Genomic DNA, 21241 nt, shown 5'->3' with positions numbered 1-21241 from the left:
CGGATCAGATACGCTCGCCGGTCAGCCGCTGGCACACCATGTCGAGTTGATCGAGCGTCGAATAGGACAGCGTCAGCGTGCCCCCCTTGGCGCTGTGCGCGACACGCACCGACAGGCCCAGCAGATCGGCCAGCTGATGCTCGAGCGCCGCGAGATCAGGATCGCGCCCCTCGCTGTCGCGCTGGCCGCGCGGCGCAGGCTTGGCAGCGCGCGCCATGCGTTCGGTATCGCGCACCGAAAGACCGCGTGCGACGACCTGGTCCGCCAGCGTCTCGACATCGGGTGCGCCGATCAGCGCGCGCGCATGCCCCATCGTCAGCGCGCCATTGACGACGCGTTCCTGCACCGGGGTCGGCAGCTCGAGCAGCCGCAGCAGATTGGCGATGTGGCTGCGCGACTTGTTGACCAGCTTGCCAAGCGCTTCCTGCGTGTGGCCGAAATCCTCGATCAAGCGATGATACGCTTCGGCCTCTTCGATCGCGTTGAGGTCTTGCCGCTGGATATTCTCGACGAGCGCGACTTCGAGCGTTTCGGTATCATCGAACGCCCGCACGATGACCGGCACCTCGTGCAGCCGCGCACGCTGCGCAGCGCGCCAGCGGCGCTCGCCTGCGACGATCTGATAGCCGGTGCCATGCGGCCGCACGACGATCGGCTGCAACACCCCGCGCAGCGCGATCGATTGCGCGAGTTCCTCGAGTGCGGCTTCGTCGAAGTGCCGCCGCGGCTGGCCGGGATGCGGCGTCAGCGATCCGACGGGGAGCGAGCGCACACCCGGCGAGGCACTCTCCTTACCCTCGCCGACGGGCTCCTCGCGCGCCAGATCTCCCATCAGGGCGTTTAGGCCGCGGCCCAGACCCGAACGGGGCTTCGGGCGTGCAATCGGAGGCGTCGAGTCGGTCATGCGGCCCTTGCAGGTTGCGGGGTATCGAAGGCGGGCAGGCGCGCGATCAGCTCACGCGCGAGCGCGATATAGGCTTCCGAGCCGGGGCAGCGATAATCGTAGATCAATGCCGGCAAGCCGTGGCTCGGCGCCTCGGACAAACGCACGTTGCGCGGAATCACCGTGTCGAACACCACGCGACCCAGCACCGCGCGAACGTCGTTCGAGACTTGATCGGTCAGACGGTTGCGGCGGTCGTGCATCGTGAGTGCGACACCCATGATCGACAGCGCGGGGTTGAAGCGCTCGCGGATACGTTCGACGGTGCTTAACAGTTGGCTGAGGCCTTCGAGCGCGAAGAATTCGCACTGCAGCGGAACGAGCAGCGAATTCGACGCGACCATCGCATTGAGCGTCAGCAGACCGAGCGACGGCGGACAATCGATCAGCACGACGTCCCAGCGATGATCCGAGCGGGCGAGGGCGCGCGACAGGCGATGCGTACGCTCCTCATACTCGACCAGCTCGATTTCGGCACCCGACAGGTCGACCGTCGCCGGGACGATGTCGAGCTTGGGGACGCACGTCGGCATCGCGGCGACGTCGATCGATGTCTCGCCGAGCAGGATGTCGTAGGTCGAGTGATGCCGATCGGCGCGCGCGATCCCAAGCCCCGTCGAGCAATTGCCTTGCGGATCGAGATCGAGCAGCAAGACCCGCAGCCCGGTTGCAGCAAGCGCGGTGCCGAGGTTGATCGCGGTTGTCGTCTTTCCGACACCGCCCTTCTGGTTCGCGACGGCAATGACGTTCATCGGCGTGTCACCCCTGATGCAAGAACGATCAGCGAGTCGGGATCGGTGATACTGTGTTCCACGTGAAACACCCCGTCCCATGCTAGCTGCGCGGCGGCGACATCTGCCAGCGCCGTCCGCCCTTTTGGCAGAATCCAGCACGTTGCGGAAGATGCGCACTTCGCGCCCCACGCGAAAAGACTGTCCAACGATGCGACGGCGCGTGCCGAGATAATCCTTGCATCGACAAGGACATCCTCGATCCGGGCGCACTTGACCGTGACGCGTTCGCCGACCCCCATCGCCTCCGCCGCTTGCACCAGGAAGTCTGCGCGCCGCCGACGCGGCTCGACCAGACAGACGGGCCGATCGGTGAGCGCTGCGATCACCAGTCCTGGGAAACCGGCACCGCTCCCGATGTCGAGCCATACCCCGGCGTCCTTGGAGGCGAGCATCAGCAGCTGCGCCGAATCGACAACGTGCCGCGTCCACATCGCGCTCAGCGTCGAAGGTGCAACCAGATTCTGCTGTGCGCTCTCCGCGGTGACGATCTCGACGAGCTGTCGCATCGCTGCGAGCCCGTCGTCGCCAAAGTGCTGCGAGACCCAGTCCCGCGCTTCGTCCTCGGTCACGCTGCCTTCTTTCGGATCTGCAGGAGGATCGCCGTCAGCGCCGCCGGAGTGATGCCACGAATACGACCCGCCGCTGCGAGCGTAGTGGGGCGTGCGGTCTCGAGCCGTTCGATCATCTCGCTCGATAGCCCAGGGACGGTCGCGAAGTGCAAGCCATCGGGAACGGCGATCGTGTCATGCGACCGCATCGCCGCTACCTCGTTCTCCTGCCGCGCAAGATAGGGGGCGTAGCGCGCGTCCTCGGTCGCTTCGGCGAGCAGATCGGCATCCATCCGTTCGAGGAGGTCTGGGGCCACCATCTCGAGCGTCACGCCCGCCACGCGCAGCCATGCGGCGCCCGATCGGCGTTCGGGATCGCTGCCGATCACCGCACCGCGCGTCGTGAGCGTTTCGCTTGGCACCGTCTGGTCGAGCACCTGTTCGATTTCGCCACGGCGCTCGATCCGCTCCGCGAGCCGCTCGATCCGCGCGGGCGACAAGCACCCGAGCTCAGCCGCTATCGGGCTCAAGCGTGTCTCGGCATTGTCGGCGCGCAATCGCAGTCGATATTCGGCGCGAGCGGTAAGCATGCGATAGGGTTCGGTAATGCCTTGCAGCACCAGGTCGTCGATCATCACACCGAGATACGACGATGCTCGGTCGAGCACGATCTCGGGCCGCTCGAGCGCGCGCGCCGCTGCATTGAGCCCCGCCATCAAGCCCTGGCCGGCGGCTTCTTCATATCCAGTCGTGCCATTGATTTGCCCGCAGCAATACAAACCTTCGAGCGCGCGGACCTCCAGCGTGGCAGCCAGCGCGCGCGGGTCGATATGGTCATATTCGACAGCGTATCCCGGCGTGAGCATCGTCGTGGCCTCGAGCCCGGGGATTGAGCGAAGCATCGCCGCCTGGATGTCGACGGGCAGCGACGTCGAAATGCCGTTGGGATAGATCGTCGGATCGTCGAGGCCCTCGGGTTCGAGGAAGATCTGATGGCCGTCGCGGTCGCCAAAGCGGTGGATCTTGTCCTCGATCGACGGGCAATAGCGCGGGCCTGCGCCGGCGATTGCGCCGCCGAACAGCGGCGATCGGTCGAGCCCGGAGCGAATGATGTCGTGTGTCTGCGGCGTCGTCCTCGTGATCGCGCAGTGGAGCTGGGGCAGGGGGCGATGCGTCGAAACGGGTGACATCGTCCACGGCTCGGCGTCGCTTTCCTGCCGCGCCAGCCGCGCCCAGTCGATCGTGCGGCCATCGAGCCGCGGCGGTGTCCCGGTCTTGAGGCGCGCCATCGGCAGCTTGGCAGCGCGGAGCTGCTGCGCGAGCAAGGACGCGCCTGCTTCCCCGACACGCCCGCCTTCGGACCGTTCCTCACCACAGAACATCCGGCCGCCGAGAAAGGTGCCAGTAGCGAGCACGACCGCGCGGGTATGAAGCACCGTACCATTGGCCAAGCGAACACCTGCGACGCTCCCGCTCTCGCTCAGCAGGAGACCGGCGACTTCCCCACCGATAATCTCCAACCCTACTTGCTGTGCTAGCATCGCGTTGATCGCTGCCGCGTAACGGCGTCGGTCCGCCTGCACGCGTGGGCCCTGAACGGCTGCGCCCTTGCTGCGGTTGAGCATGCGGTAGTGGATACCCGCCGCATCGGTCGCGCGCGCCATCAAGCCGTCGAACGCATCGACCTCGCGGACAAGATGCCCCTTGCCGAGACCCCCGATCGCGGGGTTGCACGACATCGCGCCCACTTTCGCAGGATCGAAGGTGATCAAAGCGGTGCGTGCGCCACGGCGCGCCGCCGCGGCGGCGGCCTCGGTGCCGGCGTGCCCGCCACCCACTACGATGACGTCGAAATCGTTCATGGGCCTCGCGCTAAATGGCTCGCCGCGATCTGTCAAAGCCGAGCGTGTTCCACGTGGAACGTCATTTGCCGATGCAGAAGCGCGAGAAGATCGCGTCGAGCACGTCCTCGGTCCCGGTACGCCCCGTGATCGCGTTGAGCGACCGCATCGCGCAGCGCACCTCCTCTGCGACGATCAACAAATCGCCTTGGCCCGCCCGGCGGAGATGCTGCTCGCTTTCGCGCAGCAACGACCGCTGCCGATCATTTGTCGCAATCGCATCGGCGACGGGGAGCAGCGCTTTCGCCTCCGCAGCGAGTCGCGCCCACAGGTCGGCTATGCCAGCCCCGGTCTCGGCCGAAACAACGAGCTCAGCGAAAGGGGGAGGGGACGAGCGCGACGACAGGTCGGCACGCGCGTGTATCGCGATATGGCTCGGATCGGTGGGCGGGGTGTCGCCCAGCCACAGCACGATATCCGCCGAGCCCATCGCCGCCTCGGCACGCGCAATGCCGATCTCTTCGACGATGTCGTTGGGCGTATCCGTCAGACCGGCTGTATCGGTGAGCAGATAGGCGATCCCCCCACGCGTGACCGCGGCCTCGATCCGGTCGCGCGTAGTTCCCGACAATGGCGAGACGATCGCCACGTCGCGCGCCGCGAGCACATTGAGGAGCGTCGATTTCCCACTATTGGGGGGCCCGGCTATCACGACGCGGACACCGTCGTGCAGACGCTCGACCGGCGGCGTTGCGAGCAGCGCAGCCATCGCATCGGCGATGCCTGCGATGTTGGTCGTGATAGCCTCGACCGCTTGGTCGGGCACATCGTCTTCGTCGGAGAAATCGAGCTGCGCTTCGATGCTCGCAGCCACGGTCACCAGTCGGTCCGACCAGTCTTCGATAACGGTGCGCAATCCGCCGTCCGCAATCCGAAGCGCTGCACGACGCTGCGTCTCGGTCTCGGCGCTCAGCAGATCGCCGAGGCCTTCGGCTTCGGTCAGATCGAGCACGCCGTTGGTCAACGCACGGCGCGTGAATTCCCCCGGCTCGGCGGCGCGCAGACCCGGTTGCGCAGCCAGGACATCGCCAACCGCCGCCACCACCGCACGCCCGCCGTGAAGATGGAGTTCGACCAGATCCTCACCCGTCGCGGTACGCGGAGCCGGAAAGGTCAGGACCAGCGCACGATCGAGCAATCGCCGGTCGGCAGGATCGCGCAAGGCGCGCACGCCCGCCACGCGCGGCGACGGCAAGGTCCCGGCGAGCGCCGCCGCAACTGCCATCGCCGACGGCCCGCTGATCCGCATGATCGCGATCGCCGCCGGCGGCGGGCCGCTCGAGCAGGCAAAGATCGTGTCGTCCGCCACGGCTTATTTCGCTGCGCGATCGAACATCGTCCGCCACAGTCCCATGCTCGCATCGCTGACCGGCGCCCAGCTTCGCATCATGTTCTCGATCAGGTCGGGCGAAACGACGCCATCCATCGAATCGGTCATCATCGACAGATACTTATCGTGGATCGGCGTGAGATCCGGGAGCCCCATGAACGCACGCGCTTCCTGGGGAGTACAATCGATCTCGACGTTGATCTTCATTACGGCGTCTCCGCTTGAGCCGGCACGAGCCCGGCGGCATAGTCTGCTCATGTATGCGCGCGATATGGCCCGGATCGCAACGCCCGTCGGCGTGATCACGATCAGCGGCGATGACCACGAACTCCATGCGATCACGCTCGGCGGGGAGGGCGAGATCGTCGCGGGGACAGCCGCGCCCGTTCGTGTCGCCGCCGAGCAACTGACCGCATGGTTTGCGGGAGCGCTGACGACCTTCGAACTGGCTTTGTCCGCGGCAGCGTCCGGACGCGGGGAGGCGCTGCGGACCGCAATGGTCGCGATCCCGTATGGCGATACGCTGAGCTACGGAGCACTCGCCAAGCGTGCTGGATCGAGTGCGCGGGCGATCGGGCAGGCCTGCGCGCGCAATCCGTTCCCGATCGTGGTGCCGTGCCACCGCGTGCTCAATGCCTCGGGATCGCTCGGTGCGTATTCGGCGGGGGAAGGGCCGATCACCAAGCAATGGCTGCTCGCGTTCGAGCGGCGCGGTCGGCGGGATCTGCTGCTCTAGGGATTTGGTTCGCGGGGCGGGCATGGGCAAAGCCCATGCCGTCGGTCGGGCGCGGAATTGCGCCCGCCGGCCGAGCCGGTGCGAGTCCGGCGGCAGCATGCCGCCGGCCGCACTCGGCTATTGATTCATGCTGTCGAAGAAATCTTCGTTGGTCTTCGAATTCTTCATCTTGTCGAGCAGGAACTCCATCGAGTCGATCGTGCCCATCTGCATGAGGATGCGGCGCAGCACCCACATCTTCGACAGCTTGCTTTGATCGACCAGCAACTCTTCCTTGCGCGTGCCTGACTTGCCGACGTCGAGCGCCGGGAAGATCCGCTTGTCGGCAACCTTGCGGTCGAGCACGATTTCGGAGTTACCCGTGCCCTTGAATTCCTCGAAGATCACTTCGTCCATGCGGCTGCCGGTGTCGATGAGCGCGGTCGCGATGATCGAGAGCGAACCGCCCTCCTCGATGTTGCGCGCGGCGCCGAAGAAACGCTTCGGCCGCTGCAGCGCATTCGCATCGACACCGCCTGTCAGCACCTTGCCCGACGACGGCACGACGGTGTTGTAGGCACGGCCGAGACGCGTGATCGAATCGAGCAGGATGACGACGTCCTTCTTGTGCTCGACCAGACGCTTGGCCTTTTCGATCACCATTTCAGCGACTTGCACATGGCGCGTCGCGGGCTCGTCGAAGGTCGACGAAACGACCTCGCCCTTTACCGAGCGCTGCATGTCGGTGACTTCCTCGGGGCGCTCGTCGATCAGAAGGACGATCAGGAACACCTCGGGGTGGTTGTCGGTGATCGCCTTGGCGATGTTCTGCAGCATCACCGTCTTGCCGACGCGCGGCGGCGCGACGATCAGCGTGCGCTGGCCCTTACCCTGCGGGCTGATGATGTCGATGACGCGCGCCGACTTGTCCTTGACGGTCGGGTCGGCGGGATCGAGCGTGAGCTTCTCATCCGGATACAGCGGCGTCAGATTGTCGAAATTGACGCGATGACGGACCGCGTCGGGATTGTCGAAATTGACCGCGGTCAGCTTGGTCAGCGCAAAATAGCGTTCGCCATCCTTCGGCCCGCGGATCTCGCCTTCGACCGTGTCACCGGTGCGCAAGCCGAACTTACGGACCTGGTTGGGCGAGATGTAGATGTCGTCAGGGCCGGCGAGATAATTTGCCTCGGGGCTGCGCAGAAAGCCGAAACCGTCGGGCAGCACTTCGATCGTGCCGAGCCCCATGATTTCCTCGCCCTCTTCGGCCTGAACCTTGAGGATCGCGAACATCAGATCCTGCTTGCGCAGCGTCGATGCGCTCTCGATGCCGAGCTCCTCGGCCATCGCGACCAGTTCGGCCGGCTTTTTGTTCTTGAGGTCTTTGAGATGCATGGAGGGCGTCCGGGGCATGAAGATGCGAGGGGGGAGCTTCGGTCGGCGACAGATACGCGACGATGCTAGAGGAAGGATGCCGCGACCGAACGGGTGGACCCGCCGCATCGTGACACGGCGCCGGAGATACGATCCGGCGCGCGGCGCGTCAAGGCTTGGCGGTTTTTGCGCCAGTCTTGAAGAGCGCGGTTATCGGCCGCCCTCCGCACGCGTCGCGTCCCACGCGCAGAGGGCTGTCAGGACCTCAGAACGGCTGGACGATCGCCAGGATGACGATGAACGTCACCAGCACCGCCGGCACTTCGTTGATCAGCCGCAATTGCCGTCCGGTGAGAGTCGGCTTGCCCGCCGCCAGCTTCTTCGAATAGCCGACCGCCCAACCGTGATACCCGCTGAGGATCACCACCAGCAGCAGCTTGAGATGCAGCCAGCCGAGCCCACTCGCGCCCGAGAACAGCCCGAGATTGGCGCCGAGTGTCAGGCCGAGCACCCAGACGACGACCATCGCAGGCGTCAGGATGATCTTGCGGATCTTGGCTTCACGCTCGACCCATTGCGCCGCCTCGGGCGAGCCGATCGCGGCTTCCTGATGATACACCAGATAGCGCGGCAGCATGAACAGCCCCGCCATCCAGAAGATGACGAAGATCAGATGCGCTGCCTTCATCCACGGATAGGCATTGCCGAGCATCCCGATCATCGCGCGCTCCTGACATAGGCGAGCAACTGCTCGACATGCGGGATCGGCGTATCCTGCAGGATGCCGTGGCCGAGATTGAAGATGTGCGGCCGATCGGCGAACGCGGTGAGGATGCGCGATGCGGCCTGTTCCATCGCCGCCCCGCCGGCGATCAGGACGAGCGGATCGAGATTGCCCTGCACCGGCATCCCCTGCGGAAGCGTCCGCGCGGCCCATTCGGGGTCGATCGTCTCGTCGAGCCCGAGCGCATCGACCCCGGTCTCGCGCGCATAGGCAGGAAGCTTCTCGCCCGCGCCCTTGGGAAAGCCGATCACCGGGACGCCGGGATGGCGCGCATGCAGCGCCGCGACGATCGCGGCATTAGGGGCGATCACCCAGCGTTCGAACTGCGCGGGGCTGAGGCTGCCGGCCCAGCTGTCGAACAGCTGCACCGCCTCGACGCCGGCCTCGATCTGGCGTGACAGATATTCGATCGTGCAATCGGCGATCGCGGTGATGATCCGACCAAAAGCGGCAGGGTCGCCATACGCGAAACGCCGCGTCTCGCCCTGATCCTTGCTGCCATGTCCTGCGACCATATAAGTGGCGACGGTCCACGGGCTTCCGGCAAAGCCGAGGAAGGTGGTATGTGGCGGCAATTGCGCTGCGACCAGGCGCACAGTCGCATACACCGGATCAAGCCGCTCAGGCGCCGCCTGAAGGCTTTCCAGCGCATGATCGACGAGCGGGGGCGTCAGCGCCGGTCCTTCGCCGACACCGAAGCTCAGACCCTGTCCCAGCGCCGAGGGGACCATCAGGATGTCCGAGAACAGGATCGCACCGTCGAAGCCGAAGCGCCGGATCGGTTGGATCGTTACCTCGGCTGCCGCTTCACTGTCATTGACCAAAGCGAGGAACCCGCCCTTCTCGGCCCGGAGCGCGCGATATTCGGGGAGATAGCGTCCCGCCTGGCGCATCAGCCAGATTGGCGGGGTGGAGGCACGCTCACCCTTGAGCGTGGCGAGCAGCGGCTTGTTTTGCGTCAGCACGATCGGTCTTTCCTCACCCTACTTCTATAAGAATCTAGAATCTTAAAAGGTTGAAGTGGTTGTTGGCACGTTGATAACGGGGCTTATGCCGCCATCCCCAAAATGCCAACAGATTGACGCGGCGCAATCGACGCGCACGCCTTGAGTCGGCGTGCCCGTCCCCATTATCCACAGGCTGTGGGGGGAACCATGGGGTGTTTGCGCGATTGTGGATAGCATGAGGGTTATGCACCGCGGTCGCTCGGCTTTGCGGACGGGCAAAGTTGCGCTAGCGCTTGCCCCCATGTTGTCCACAGTTTCGCCCCGCACCCGTCTCTGATGCGCCTGCATCTCCATCTTTTGTCGGATTCGACCGGCGAAACGCTCGAGAACATCGCCAAGGCCGCGCTTGCGCAATATGACGATGTCGAGACGATCCGGCATTTCTGGCCGATGGTGCGGACCGAAGCGCATCTCGAGCGCATTTTGCAGGAAATCTCGCAAAATCCCGGGCTGGTGCTGTTCACTTTGGTGAACAGCGAGACGCGGCGCACGCTCGAGACGCGCTGTCGTACGCTTGGGCTCCCCGCGGTCGCGCCGCTCGACGCGGTGACGGGCGCGCTGTCGGGCTTGCTTGGTCAGGCGGCGAAGGCCCGCCCGGGGCGGCAGCACGTGCTCGACGCCGCGTATTTCGCGCGGGTCGATGCGATTCAGTTCACGATCGCGCATGACGACGGGATCCTGGCCGAGGAGTGGGAAGAGGCGGACATCCTGCTCGCAGGCGTGTCGCGGTCTTCGAAGACGCCGACGTCGATCTATCTCGCCAATCGCGGCTTCAAGACCGCGAACATCCCGATCGTCGTCGAAAGCCCACCGCCCGAAAATCTCTTCACGTTGAAGAACCCGATCATCGTCGGCCTCACGACGAGCGCCGACCGGCTGATCCAGGTACGCCGCAACCGGTTGCTGTCGCTGAATGAAACGACCACCACCGCCTATGTCGACCAGGAAGCTGTGACGCGCGAAGTCGCCTATGCGCGGCGGATGTTCGCCGACAATGGCTGGCCTGTGATCGACGTCACGCGGCGCTCGATCGAGGAAACCGCAGCGGCGATCATTGCGCTCGTCGGCGAACGCCGTGGCGAAACACGAGGTGAAGCATGAAACTCCTGCTGGCCTCGCAAAGCGCCTCGCGGCGCGCCATGCTGACCGCGGCAAATGTCCCGTTCGTCGCGGTCTCGGCCGGTGTCGACGAGGACTCGGCAAAGGCGGCGTTGCTCGGCGAAGGGCTCGCCGCGCGCGACATGGCCGATGCCCTCGCTGAACTGAAGGCGATCAAGGTTTCTTCGGGTGAGGGGCAGGCACTTGTGCTCGGCTGCGACTCGGTCGTCGCGCTCGAGGATGGGTCGATGCTCGACAAGCCACGCGACCGGGCCGAGGCGGGTGCGCATCTGCGTCGGCTGTCGGGCAAACGCCATGAACTCGTCAGCGCTGCGGTGATGGCCGAAGGCGGCCGTCCGGTGTGGCGCGTCGTCGATCGCGCGCGGATGCACGTGCGCCCGCTGTCCGAGGCGTTCATCGAGACCTATCTCGACCTCGAATGGCCCGAAATTGCCGGCTGTGTCGGTTGCTATCGGATCGAGGGCCCGGGCGCGCAATTGTTCAGCCGGATCGAGGGGAGCCAGTTCACCGTGCTCGGCCTGCCTTTGCTGCCGGTGCTCGATTATCTGCGGGTTCGGGGAGTGATGGCGTCATGATGCTGGCCGAAGTGATCGGCGATCCAATCGCGCATTCCAAATCGCCACTGATCCACGGCTTCTGGATCGAACGCCTCGCGCTCGATGCCGAATATCGCCGCTGTCAGGTCGCTGCCGACGGGCTGGCAGCGTATTTCGAGGCGCGCAGTGCCGATCCCGCCTGGCGCGGCTGCAACGTGACGATCCCGCACAAGATCGCGGTGTTCGACCATGTTCCCGATCCCGGTGGCGTCCGCGCGACGATCGGCGCGGCCAATACCGTGTTCCGCGGCGAAGACGGCAAGGTGATCCTGACCAACACCGATGCCGCCGGCTTCTATGCGCCGATCAACCAGCTCGATCTTGCCGGCGCGCCGGTCGTGGTGATCGGGGCAGGGGGGGCGGCACGCGCGGTGTTGTTCGCGCTCGCACGGCTCGACGTCGGTCCGGTGACGATCCTCAACCGCAACGTGCTCAAGGCCGCGGCGTTGCTGTCGTCGTTCGGGCTCAAGGGCAAGGCGCTGCCGCTCGATGCGACGCTCCCGACCGCGGCGTTGTTGGTCAATGCGAGCGCACTCGGGATGGTCGGGCAACCCCCGCTCGAGCTCGATCTGGCGCCGTTGCCCGAGGATGCAGTGGTGTATGACGTCGTTTATGCACCGCTCGAAACGCGCCTGCTGGCGGCGGCGCGCGACCGCGAGCTCGAAACGGTCGACGGGCTCGATATGCTGATCGGCCAGGCCGCGCTCGCGTTCGAGCTGTTCTTTGGCGTCGCCCCACCGCGCGACGAAGCGAGCGACGACGAGCTCCGCGCGCTGCTGACCGCATGACGGCCGAGCGGCCGATCACGATCGGGCTGACCGGGTCGATCGGCATGGGCAAATCGACCGTTGCCGCGATGTTCGCCGACGCCGGCGTGCCGGTGTTCGACGCCGATGCCGCGGTGCACGCGCTGCAAGGGCCGGGTGGCCGCACCGTCGCCGCGATCGAGTCTGCCTTTCCCGGCGTGACCGGGCCGAATGGCGTCGATCGCGCTGCGCTCGGCGCCAAGGTGCTCGGCGACCCGGCGGCACTCGCGCGGCTCGAAGCGATCGTCCATCCGGCGGTCGGCGAGGAGCGCGCGGCCTTCCTGGCGGCGCATGCGAGCGCGCCGATCGTGCTGTTCGACGTCCCCTTGCTGTTCGAGACGGGTGGCGAGTCGCGCGTCGATCGCGTCGTCGTCGTGTCGGCCCCGCCCGAGATTCAACGTGCGCGGGTGCTCGCCCGCAATGGAATGACGCCCGAAAAGCTCGACGCGATTCTCGCCAGGCAGTTGCCGGACGGGGATAAAGTCGCGCGTGCCGACTTCGTCGTGCCGACGGGCGGGTCGATCGATGCGACGCGCCGTGCGGTTAGCGCCATCATCGCTTGCCTCGAAGGGCGCGAGACCCCACTATCCTAGACTTATGCGCGAGATCGTTTTCGACACCGAGACCACAGGCTTCAGTTTTTCCGATGGCGACCGCATGGTCGAGATCGGCTGTCTCGAGATGGTCAACAAGGTCGAGACCGGGCGCACCTTCCACGCCTATTTTCACCCCGAGCGCACGATGCCGCCCGAAGCGCAGCGCGTCCACGGGCTGAGCGACGCGTTTCTCGCCGACAAGCCGCTATTTCCGCAGCTGGTCGAGGATTTGCTCGATTTCATCGGCGACAGTCCGCTTGTCGCGCACAATGCGAGCTTCGATTTCGGCTTCCTCAACGGCGAACTGCAGCGCTGCGGCCGCGCGACCGTTGGGCTGCACCGGATGGTCGATACCGTCGCGATGGCGCGGATGCGCCACCCCGGCGCCAAGCACAGCCTCGATGCGCTGTGCAACCGCTACGGCATCGATCGTAGCCATCGCACTGTCCACGGCGCGTTGCTCGACGCGCAATTGCTCTCGCAAGTCTATGTCGAACTCACCGGCGGTCGACAGATCGGGCTCGGCCTGGTCAGCGAAGTGATCGAGGACATGGCGCCGACGCAGTCGACCGCGCCGACGACGGTGCGTCCGGCGCGGATTTTCGCAGCCGCCGAGAGCGAACTCGCCCGGCATGCGGCGTTCCTCAAAACCGTGGTCAATCCGTTGTGGGGGAGCGATCCGGCACTGTCTTGAGTTTAAGGGGGTCGAGGCGCCCGACAGGCGTCGTCTACCGCCGATGATCGTCAAAGCGACATCGGCCAGCTAAGGAGAATGCTCATGGATATTCGGGTTTCCGGCCATCAGGTCGAAACGGGCGAGGCGCTCAGGACCCATGTCGACGAGCGACTCCAGGGCATAGCCACCAAATATTTCGCGCGCGCCATCTCGGCGCAGGTCACCTTCGGCAAGGGGCCGCACGACAATCGCTTCACCGCCGACATCGTCGCGCACGTGATGCAGGGGTTGATCCTCAAAGCACATGGCGATGCCGCGGATGCGCATCTCGCCTTCGACGCTGCCGCCGCCAAGGTTGAGAAGCAGTTGCGGCGCTACATGCGCCGCCTCAAGGATCGCAATGCCGGGGTGGCGAGTGCAGCGGCGGCACAAGCGGCCGATGCCGAGAATGCCGGCTATACGCTGTTCCAGGAGAGCACCACTGAGGAGGAAGTCGAGGACTTCCCGCTGATCGTCGCAGAAACGCGCGTCGACGTGCCCGATGCCTCGGTGTCCGATGCCGTGATGATGCTCGACCTGCGCAACACCGCGGCCTTGCTGTTCCGCAACAGCGTATCGGGCACCTACAACATGGTCTATCGCCGTGGCGACGGGACGATCGGCTGGGTCGAGCCGCACCGCGAAGCGTAAGGCCATCGGCGGCACGGCGCCGATGTCCTAGCATAAGGCTCGTGCTTTCGCCGATGACCGATCGGCGCTATGGGCTCGCTCAAAGCCTCCGCTTTGGGCGGGCCCAAGGACTGACATGACCGATCTGCACGATATTCTCGCGTCCGACGCCGTGCTCGAACGCGTCAGCGCCGGCACGCGCAAGGCGCTGTTGCAGCAGCTCGCAGCGACCGCGGCGAGCGTATACGGAGTAGATGCCAGCGCAGTGGCCGAAGTGGTCGGGACGCGCGAGAAGCTCGGTTCGACCGGGTTCGGCGGGGGCGTTGCGACGCCGCACGGCAAGTTGCCCGGGCTGGACCGCGTCTGCGGCGTTTTCGCCCGGCTCGCCCAGCCGATCGATTTCGACTCGGTTGACGACATGCCCGTCGACATCGTCTTCATGCTGCTGTCGCCACCCGATGCCGGTGCGACTCATCTCAAGGCGCTGGCGCGTGTGTCGCGCGCGCTGCGCGATCAGGCGTTCGTTGCGAAATTGCGCGGGGCAGGGTCGCGCGATGCGCTTGTCGCGTTGCTGTCCGCCGATCAGACGTGCGATGCCGCTTAACGACGGCCCGGCCCCGGCGGGAGAACAGGCGCATTTCCGTGCGCTCGAATCGCTCTATGCCGCGGCACCGATCAATCGCTTGTTCGAGTCGACGCTTGAAATCCCCGAAGCCGGGCTCGCGCGGATCCATTTCACGATCGACGAGCGCTTCTTTCACGCCGCGGGCGCCGCGCACGGCACGAGCTATTTCAAGATGCTCGACGACGCTGCGTTCTACGCGGCGAACAGCCTCGTGACCGATCGCTTCCTGCTCACCACCGCCTACAATCTGCTGCTCACCAAACCGCTGCGCGCGGGGCCGGTGATTGCAGAGGGCCGTTGGGTATCGGGGCATCGGCGCGTGTTCGTCGCCGAGGCGCGCTTGATCGATGCGAGCGGCGATGAAGCTGCGCGTGGCACCGGCACCTTCATGCGCTCGCAGATCGCGCTTGCCGGATTGCCCGGGTACCGCCTTGCATGAGCGACACGCTGGCGAGCGGAATTCTGGTGTCGGCCCTGCTCAAACGCGTCAACGATGCTGGAGGGATGGGGATGGTGCGGGCCAAGGGTGACGCAGATTCCGGCGCGATCCTGATGATTTTGAACGATGGTCCGGGGCGCTCACGGCTGGTCGAGCGCGGACGGGACTCGCTCGGCAAACGGGCGCTCATTGCCCTAGGGCCAAGCGGCGCGAGCGATCCGATGACGTGCGATACCTATTGGCGACGCCGACGCGAGCGGGATCCCGACCTGTGGGTTATCGAACTGGATATCCCGTCGGCAGAACGATTCGCCGCAGAAACGATCCTCGACGATTGACCGGGCGGCCCCGCGCAGGGATAGGCAAAGCTCTAGTCAGGGCGTTGTGTCGTGCCGGGTGCGATCCGGAATGATTACGCAGTCGGGGGGCTGTCCGGAAGGGCGACGTATGTCGACCCTATCCGTGCACCAACCGCATTTTAGTCGTCTTCATGTCGTTTTCGAACCGCGTCGCATCCATCGTGACGCTGACCTTTACCGTCGCTGCTCTCATCGGCTTCGGAACGCCTGGGTTCGCTCAGGAAATCAATCGTGCTATCAACGTGCCGTCCGCGCTTTCGGTTCCGCAGACGCCCCAGATGATCCCGGCGATCGCCACGACCCAGTCGGCTGATCCCGTAACCGCTCCTTCGCAAGAGTCCGACGCAGAGCAGGATGGCGATACCGTCGCTTACGGTACGCTCGATGCCGCCGTCGCTGCGCAGCCTGGCCCCGAAGCGATGAACGACGAACTTCAGTGCATGGCCGGCGCGATCTATTTCGAGGCCAAGGGCGAACCGCTGAGCGGCCAGCTCGCGGTCGCCGAAGTGATCCTCAACCGTTCGAAGTCGGGCCGCTTCCCCAAGGGCGTGTGTTCGGTCGTGACCCAGAAGGGTCAGTTCTCTTTCGTTCGCGGTGGCCATGTCCCCGACATCGCACCCAACAAGCAGTATCGCACCGCCGTCGCCGTCGCGCGTGTCGCACTCGCCGATGCGTGGGACAGCCCCGCGTCGGACGCGATGTACTTTCACGCGCGCCGCGCTGCGCCGGGCTGGCACCGCGTTCAGGTCGCTGCGATCGGCAACCATCTTTTCTACCGCTGAGACGCGCGCGTCCTCTTGGACGCGTTCGTGAAATGTTCTAGGGTCGGGTGATGCTCCGCACGCCCGATCCTTCCGCATTTCCCAGTGGCGCCTGCGCCGAATTTCCCGGCTCGTCGCTCTGCGCAGCCGATGTCGCGCGTGGCACGACCCGGATGCTGCTTCGCCACGACCTGGTCGCACTGAGCGAGGTGCCGCTCGATGGCAATCGTCGCGCCGATCTGATGGCGATCGATGCGCGCGGCCAGATCGTCATCGTCGAAATCAAGGTGTCGCGCGCCGATCTGCTCGGCGACGGCAAATGGACCGACTATCTCGGATGCTGCGATCGCTATTATTGGGCGGTCCCTGCGGGGTTCGACGCATCGCCACTCGATGGCGCGGCTTTCCTCCCCGAGCGCACAGGGATCATCGTCGCCGATCGCTACGATGCCGCGGTGGTCCGCGATGCGCATACCGAGCCGTTGTCGGCAGCGACGCGTAAGCGCGCGACGCTCGCGTTTGGGCGTCGGGCAGGGCGGCGCTTGATCGCGCTTACCGATCCCGAAGCACAGGTCATGCTCTAGGCGACGCCCTCCGAGTGTTCCACGTGGAGCAATCTCAGAGCGTTGGCCCCGAAACTGCCTTGCGAACCTTTTTGGGGCTGGCCTCGATCATTTGCGCGATGCTCGGCGAGCGCTTGTCCTGCTGTGCATATTCGCGCGCGGAAAAGCCCTGGAGATGATCGGCCTGGTCGGGATCGGCGCCCAGATCGAGCAAAGTACGCACGAGCGACTGGTCACGACGCTGGACCGCGATGATCAACGGCGTTTCGCCGCGCGCGTCGGCGAGGTTGACGTTGCCCCCGCTCTTGGCGAGCGCATCGACCATTTCCTTGCGCCCGAGCCGGGTCGCCAGCAGCATCGCGGTCTCGCCCTTGTCGTCGCGGAGATTGGCGTCGGCACCCTTCGACAGCAGATACGAAACATAGGCCATGTCGCCGCGCCGCACGACGATGTGGAGCGCACCTTCGCCAGTCGAGCGATCGCGCGTGTTGACCAAGGTCACCCCGGGCTTCTCGAGCGCGGCGATCACTTCATCGTTCTTCGCGTCTTTCACCGACTGGAGGAACTTGTATCCGGCCGACTGACCGATCTGCGCCATGGCGGGCGTGGAAACCAGCGCAAGCGGCGTGGCCGCGAGCAAGACGAAGGCGAGCGATGCAGTACGAAGGGTCATCGAAAAGGTCCTGGCTAGGTCGAGCGATGCGATCGGGAAAAGCTCAAAAGCTTGCGCCGATCGGACTAACAGATCATGGCTGGCGATGCCATGAACCAGATTGCCCGCACGCTGTGCGCGCTGTTGCTGACCGTATCGACGGTCGGCTGTAGCGGCTCTCCCGCCCCGACCCGCGCCCCGCTCGACGGGGTCAAGATCGGTGTCCCGTTCCAATTGATCGATCAGGACGGAAAGCCGCGCAGCGATCGCGACTTTGCCGGTCGATATCGCATCATGTATTTCGGTTACACCTTTTGCCCCGATGTGTGCCCGACCGATCTCCAGACGATCGGCGCGGGGCTGCGTACGTTCGAGGCGCAGGACGCGAAGCGGGCGGCAACGGTCGTGCCGATCTTCGTCTCGGTCGATCCGAAGCGGGATACGCCCGCCGTGCTCAAACCCTATGTCGCGGCGTTCCATTCGCGAATGGTTGGGCTGACCGGCTCGCCCGAAACCATCGCGGCGGTCGCCAAGGGATACGGCGTTACCGTCGAACTCGAGAAACCCAATGCTGAGGGCGCGTATCTCGTCGCGCACAGCCGCTTCGCGGTGCTGATGGATCCGGCTGGCAAGCCGGTGGTTCTCCTGCCTGCAGACAAGACGCCGAACGATGTCGCGGCCGAGCTCGACCGGTGGGTGAAATGAGCGGAAAATTCTGGGAAGAACCAATCGACACGCTCGATCGCGGGCAGTGGGAAGCCTTGTGTGACGGGTGCGGCAAATGCTGCGTCCACAAGCTCGAGGATGAGGAGACGGGCGAACTGCTCCCGACCAACGTGTCGTGCCGTCTGCTCGATCGCGCGACGGCGCAATGCTCGAACTACAAACATCGCCACGCCTATGTCAGCGAGTGCGTGCGATTGAGCCGCGACAATGTCCGGACGATCGACTGGCTACCGGCGACCTGCGCCTATCGTTTGCGCGCCGCCGACGAGCCACTCCACGATTGGCATTATCTCGTGTCGGGCGACCGCGAGTCGGTGCACCGCGCTGGGCAATCGGTGCGCGGCTGGACGATTTCGGAAGATGATGCCGGCGAGCTCGAATATCATCTGGTCGACCGCGAATTGTGAGCAGCGCGATCGAGGTCGTCCGCAACGCGCGTGCGCGGCGCGCGCGACTGTCGGTCGATAGCGCGACCGGCCGCGTACGCTTGGTCTTGCCGCCGCGCGCGCCGCTCAAGAAGGCGCTCGCCTGGGCCGAGGAAAAGGCCGGGTGGATCGCCGAGCAACGCGCGCGCTTGCCACAAGCGCAGCCGTTCGAACCCGGTGGGACTATCCCGTTCGGCGACGCTTGCCTGACGATCGCCTGGGAGCCGAGCGCATCCCGTACGGTGAAGCGCGTCGGCGATACTTTGCTCTGCGGGGGCACGCGCGATGGCGTGTCGCGCCGGATCGCGACTTGGCTCAAGCGCGAAGCGCTACGGGTGTTGAGCGCGGAGACCGACGAATTCGCTGATTGGGCAGGCGTTACCGTCACCAAGGTCGCGGTTGGCGATCCCAAGACGCGCTGGGGAAGCTGCGCCTCGTCGGGGACAATCCGTTACAGCTGGCGGTTGATCCTGATGCCAGACTTCGTCCGCCGATCGACCGTCGCGCACGAAGTCGCGCATCGGCTGCACATGGACCATAGCGCGCGCTTTTACCGCGTGCTCGAAATGCTCGACGAACGCGATCCCGACGAATCGCGCCGCTGGCTGCGCGCCAACGGCGCGGCGCTTCACTGGGTCGGCCGCGAATCCTGACGGTCGTCGTAGCGGTCGGGCGGCGTCATCGCTGGTCGATCGCGCGGGACACGATTCGGATTGGGGGCAGGGCGGGGGGCATCGCGTCCGAGGACATGGTCGAGCCAGCCCTGATCGAGCCGCTGGGTATCGTCCGGGCGATTCTGCTCGGTCTGCGGCTGGGTATCTGACCCGCGAGTGATGCGCGGATCGGCACTGCGCGGCACGATCGGATTGCCGTCGGCATCGACTTGCGGCTCAGCCGTCGTCGCGCGTCCTGAATCGACTGGATTGCCGTTCTCGTCGACGAACAGGCCGTTATCCGCCTCGCCGAAATACGATTCCTGGTCGGGTTCGAGCTGATATTCGGGCAGCGTCACCTTGGTATCGAACTGTTCGACCGGGCGCGATGCGACCGCGGTCCGCATGAACGCAGCGAACGCCTTGGCCGGCGCCGTCCCGCCGTGGAGCCCGGCGATCGGCTTGGCATCGTCACGCCCCATCCACACACCGGTGGTGAGGCCGCTCGAGAAGCCGAGGAACCAGCCATCCTTGCTCGACGTCGTCGTCCCGGTCTTGCCCGCGACCGGGCGTCCGATCTGGGCAGCCTTGCCGGTGCCGGTATTGACCGTCGTCTGGAGCAGGTCGGTCATTTCGGCAGCGACATAGGGCGCGACCAGCACATGACTGGTATCGACCGATTGCGCGTAGATCGTCTCGCCCGAGGCGGTCACCTTGGTGATGCCGTACGGCGTGACCGCGACGCCCTTGTTGCCGACACTGGCAAAAGCGCGCGTCATGTCGAGCAAACGGACCTCGGAGGTGCCAAGCACCATCGAGGGATGCGTGTTGACCTTGGTGGTGATGCCGAAGCGCCGTGCCATGTCGGCGACGGTCGAGAAGCCGACTTCCTGGCCGAGCTTGGCGGCGACGGTGTTGAGCGAATATGCGAACGCCGTGCGCAAGCTGACTGCACCGCTGTTACGGCGCGAATCGTTGCGAGGGCTCCAGCCATCGATCGTGATCGGCTCGTCGACGATCGAATCCTCAGGCTTATGCCCGGCCTCGAGCGCGGCGAGATAGACGAACAGCTTGAACGCCGATCCGGGCTGCCGGATCGCCTGCGTCGCGCGATTGTAGATCGAGCTGACATAATCTGTCCCGCCGACCATCGCGCGCACCGCCCCATCGCGGTCGATCGCGACGAGCGCACCTTGCGCGCCGCGCGGGGCGTTCTGCTGGATCGCGGCATCGGCGGCGCGCTGCATGTTGAGATCGAGCGTGGTCCATACTTCGAGCGGACGCTGCGTCTCGTCGATCAGCATTTCGAGCTGCGGAAGCGCCCAGTCCGTGAAATAGCGCACGCTGTTCTGCCGCGCCTCGGGCACGAAGGCGACCTTGTCGATCTCGGCCTCGTCGGCTTGCGCCGGCGTGATCACGCCGGTTTCCTGCATCAGCTTGAGCACGACCCCGGCGCGACCGCGCGCGGCCGCGATATCGGCGGTCGGAGAGTAATTGGAAGGCGCCTTGACGAGCCCCGCGATCACCGCCGCCTCGGTCAGGCTGAGATGATCGGCGCCGTGCCCGAAGAATTTGCGCGATGCGGCATCGATCCCGTACGCGCCGCCGCCGAAATAAACCTTGTTGAGGTAGAGCTCGAGCACCTCGTCCTTGCTGAACTTGCGTTCGAGCGCGAGCGCGAGGATTCCCTCGCGGACCTTGCGGCCCCATTGCTTGTTCGAATTGAGGAAGATGTTGCGCGCAATCTGCTGCGTGATCGTCGATCCGCCCTGGCGCCAATGCCCGCGCTCGATGCGAACCTGGATCGAGCGCACCATGCCGATCGGGTCGACCCCGATATGCGAGCGGAAGCGACGATCCTCGACCGAAATCATCGCGTCGCGCATCACCTTGGGGATGCGGTCATACGGCAGCCATTCGCCATAGCTCGGCCCCATCGACACGATCACCGTGCCGTCGGCGGCGTGGACGCGGATCATCTGGCCGTTGGGCGACGATTTCAACGCATCGAAACTCGGCAACTGCCCTTCCGACACATAGACGGTGATCGCGAGCACGATCGCCGCGAGTACCGCGAACCCCGCGCCAAGCTGGAGAACAAAGACGCTCCAACGGCGCCAGGCAGGCGCGCGTTTGGAGCGGGGCGAAGGAGCGGATGAGCGGGCCATGAAGCAGCGTAG

Annotated in this window: 26 protein-coding genes; 15 read left to right on the top strand and 11 right to left on the bottom strand. The window is 65.4% G+C overall.

All coding sequences use genetic code 11. The annotated features are described in order from the left end of the window. Positions 1-4: 4 nt before the first annotated feature. The 6 genes from E2E30_RS15500 to E2E30_RS15475 all read right to left on the bottom strand — a co-directional run bounded on the left by E2E30_RS15500 (position 5) and on the right by E2E30_RS15475 (position 5723). Positions 5-832, bottom strand: coding sequence for a ParB/RepB/Spo0J family partition protein (locus E2E30_RS15500; protein WP_133191287.1), 828 nt, complete (start codon positions 830-832; stop codon positions 5-7). A 68-nt stretch (positions 833-900) separates the two neighbouring features. Next, positions 901-1695 carry a ParA family protein gene (locus tag E2E30_RS15495; protein WP_133191285.1) on the bottom strand — a complete coding sequence of 265 codons (795 nt, stop codon included), beginning with the start codon at positions 1693-1695 and terminating at the stop codon, positions 901-903. Further along, positions 1692-2306, bottom strand: coding sequence for a 16S rRNA (guanine(527)-N(7))-methyltransferase RsmG (locus E2E30_RS15490; RefSeq protein WP_133191283.1), 615 nt, complete (start codon positions 2304-2306; stop codon positions 1692-1694). Before E2E30_RS15490 ends, E2E30_RS15495 begins: the two co-directional genes overlap by 4 nt. Beyond that, positions 2303-4147: a tRNA uridine-5-carboxymethylaminomethyl(34) synthesis enzyme MnmG gene (gene mnmG / locus E2E30_RS15485; RefSeq protein ID WP_133191281.1), complete on the bottom strand. Its 1845-nt coding sequence runs from the start codon at positions 4145-4147 to the stop codon at positions 2303-2305. The genes E2E30_RS15490 and mnmG overlap by 4 nt, the downstream gene beginning before the upstream one ends. Positions 4148-4208: 61 nt before the next feature. Beyond that, positions 4209-5495, bottom strand: a complete 1287-nt coding sequence (gene mnmE, locus E2E30_RS15480) for a tRNA uridine-5-carboxymethylaminomethyl(34) synthesis GTPase MnmE (protein WP_133191279.1) — start codon at positions 5493-5495, stop codon at positions 4209-4211. A gap of 3 nt (positions 5496-5498) precedes the next feature. After that, positions 5499-5723 carry a DUF6489 family protein gene (locus tag E2E30_RS15475; RefSeq protein ID WP_133191277.1) on the bottom strand — a complete coding sequence of 75 codons (225 nt, stop codon included), beginning with the start codon at positions 5721-5723 and terminating at the stop codon, positions 5499-5501. Positions 5724-5772: 49 nt separating this feature from the next. Here E2E30_RS15475 and E2E30_RS15470 point away from each other — a divergent pair, with 49 nt between their 5' ends. After that, positions 5773-6252, top strand: a complete 480-nt coding sequence (locus E2E30_RS15470) for a methylated-DNA--[protein]-cysteine S-methyltransferase (RefSeq protein ID WP_133191275.1) — start codon at positions 5773-5775, stop codon at positions 6250-6252. A 117-nt stretch (positions 6253-6369) separates the two neighbouring features. Here the strand turns inward: E2E30_RS15470 and rho are convergent, their stop codons facing one another. From rho to hemE, 3 genes are all read right to left on the bottom strand, one after another. Continuing rightward, on the bottom strand, positions 6370-7626 hold the full coding sequence (gene rho / locus E2E30_RS15465; RefSeq protein WP_133191273.1) for a transcription termination factor Rho: 1257 nt from the start codon (positions 7624-7626) through the stop codon (positions 6370-6372). 244 nt (positions 7627-7870) lie between these two features. Further along, positions 7871-8326, bottom strand: coding sequence for a CopD family protein (locus tag E2E30_RS15460; protein WP_189676513.1), 456 nt, complete (start codon positions 8324-8326; stop codon positions 7871-7873). Further along, positions 8323-9354: a uroporphyrinogen decarboxylase gene (gene hemE / locus E2E30_RS15455; RefSeq protein WP_133191271.1), complete on the bottom strand. Its 1032-nt coding sequence runs from the start codon at positions 9352-9354 to the stop codon at positions 8323-8325. The genes E2E30_RS15460 and hemE overlap by 4 nt, the downstream gene beginning before the upstream one ends. 318 nt (positions 9355-9672) lie before the next feature. Between hemE and E2E30_RS15450 the strand changes: the two genes are divergently transcribed. From E2E30_RS15450 to E2E30_RS15400, 11 genes are all read left to right on the top strand, one after another. Then, on the top strand, positions 9673-10497 hold the full coding sequence (locus E2E30_RS15450) for a pyruvate, water dikinase regulatory protein (RefSeq protein WP_426264512.1): 825 nt from the start codon (positions 9673-9675) through the stop codon (positions 10495-10497). Continuing rightward, positions 10494-11090 carry a Maf family protein gene (locus tag E2E30_RS15445; protein ID WP_133191267.1) on the top strand — a complete coding sequence of 199 codons (597 nt, stop codon included), beginning with the start codon at positions 10494-10496 and terminating at the stop codon, positions 11088-11090. Before E2E30_RS15450 ends, E2E30_RS15445 begins: the two co-directional genes overlap by 4 nt. Continuing rightward, the gene (locus tag E2E30_RS15440) at positions 11087-11899 is read left to right on the top strand and encodes a shikimate dehydrogenase family protein (protein ID WP_133191265.1); all 813 of its coding nucleotides are present in this window, start codon (positions 11087-11089) and stop codon (positions 11897-11899) included. Before E2E30_RS15445 ends, E2E30_RS15440 begins: the two co-directional genes overlap by 4 nt. Further along, positions 11896-12510, top strand: a complete 615-nt coding sequence (coaE, locus tag E2E30_RS15435; RefSeq protein ID WP_133191263.1) for a dephospho-CoA kinase — start codon at positions 11896-11898, stop codon at positions 12508-12510. The genes E2E30_RS15440 and coaE overlap by 4 nt, the downstream gene beginning before the upstream one ends. Before the next feature lie 4 nt (positions 12511-12514). Beyond that, complete coding sequence (dnaQ, locus tag E2E30_RS15430; RefSeq protein WP_133191261.1) at positions 12515-13207, top strand: DNA polymerase III subunit epsilon; 693 nt, start codon at positions 12515-12517, stop codon at positions 13205-13207. Between the two features lie 84 nt (positions 13208-13291). Further along, positions 13292-13879, top strand: coding sequence for a ribosome hibernation-promoting factor, HPF/YfiA family (gene hpf, locus E2E30_RS15425; protein ID WP_133191259.1), 588 nt, complete (start codon positions 13292-13294; stop codon positions 13877-13879). A gap of 115 nt (positions 13880-13994) precedes the next feature. Beyond that, a complete protein-coding gene (locus E2E30_RS15420) occupies positions 13995-14462 on the top strand; it encodes a PTS sugar transporter subunit IIA (protein ID WP_133191257.1) in 468 nt (155 codons plus the stop codon). Next, positions 14452-14922 carry a PaaI family thioesterase gene (locus E2E30_RS15415; RefSeq protein WP_133191255.1) on the top strand — a complete coding sequence of 157 codons (471 nt, stop codon included), beginning with the start codon at positions 14452-14454 and terminating at the stop codon, positions 14920-14922. Before E2E30_RS15420 ends, E2E30_RS15415 begins: the two co-directional genes overlap by 11 nt. Beyond that, entirely contained in the window at positions 14919-15260 is a 342-nt protein-coding gene (locus E2E30_RS15410) for a DUF1491 family protein (protein ID WP_133191253.1), read from the top strand. The genes E2E30_RS15415 and E2E30_RS15410 overlap by 4 nt, the downstream gene beginning before the upstream one ends. Positions 15261-15412: 152 nt before the next feature. Then, entirely contained in the window at positions 15413-16063 is a 651-nt protein-coding gene (locus E2E30_RS15405) for a cell wall hydrolase (protein ID WP_133191251.1), read from the top strand. Between the two features lie 50 nt (positions 16064-16113). Then, positions 16114-16626 carry an MmcB family DNA repair protein gene (locus E2E30_RS15400; protein WP_133191249.1) on the top strand — a complete coding sequence of 171 codons (513 nt, stop codon included), beginning with the start codon at positions 16114-16116 and terminating at the stop codon, positions 16624-16626. Positions 16627-16660: 34 nt separating this feature from the next. Here the strand turns inward: E2E30_RS15400 and E2E30_RS15395 are convergent, their stop codons facing one another. Next, on the bottom strand, positions 16661-17278 hold the full coding sequence (locus tag E2E30_RS15395) for an ankyrin repeat domain-containing protein (RefSeq protein ID WP_133191247.1): 618 nt from the start codon (positions 17276-17278) through the stop codon (positions 16661-16663). Between the two features lie 90 nt (positions 17279-17368). On the opposite strand from E2E30_RS15395, the gene E2E30_RS15390 reads away from it, so the two are divergent. From E2E30_RS15390 to E2E30_RS15380, 3 genes are read left to right on the top strand one after another with little or no spacing between them, the layout of a single operon-like run. Next, positions 17369-17962 carry an SCO family protein gene (locus E2E30_RS15390; protein ID WP_165954543.1) on the top strand — a complete coding sequence of 198 codons (594 nt, stop codon included), beginning with the start codon at positions 17369-17371 and terminating at the stop codon, positions 17960-17962. After that, positions 17959-18390, top strand: a complete 432-nt coding sequence (locus tag E2E30_RS15385) for a YcgN family cysteine cluster protein (protein WP_133191243.1) — start codon at positions 17959-17961, stop codon at positions 18388-18390. The genes E2E30_RS15390 and E2E30_RS15385 overlap by 4 nt, the downstream gene beginning before the upstream one ends. Next, positions 18387-19061: a M48 family metallopeptidase gene (locus E2E30_RS15380; protein WP_133191241.1), complete on the top strand. Its 675-nt coding sequence runs from the start codon at positions 18387-18389 to the stop codon at positions 19059-19061. The genes E2E30_RS15385 and E2E30_RS15380 overlap by 4 nt, the downstream gene beginning before the upstream one ends. Here E2E30_RS15380 and E2E30_RS15375 read toward each other — a convergent pair. Continuing rightward, positions 19037-21229, bottom strand: coding sequence for a transglycosylase domain-containing protein (locus tag E2E30_RS15375; protein WP_133191239.1), 2193 nt, complete (start codon positions 21227-21229; stop codon positions 19037-19039). The genes E2E30_RS15380 and E2E30_RS15375 overlap by 25 nt on opposite strands. Positions 21230-21241: the final 12 nt, after the last annotated feature.

Origin of the sequence: Sphingomonas sp. AAP5 (assembly GCF_004354345.1) — a bacterium.
Taxonomy (GTDB): Bacteria; Pseudomonadota; Alphaproteobacteria; order Sphingomonadales; family Sphingomonadaceae; genus Sphingomonas; species Sphingomonas glacialis.
The sequence above is the reverse complement of the archived record's forward strand: the minus strand, read 5'-3'. Positions and strand labels throughout refer to the sequence as shown.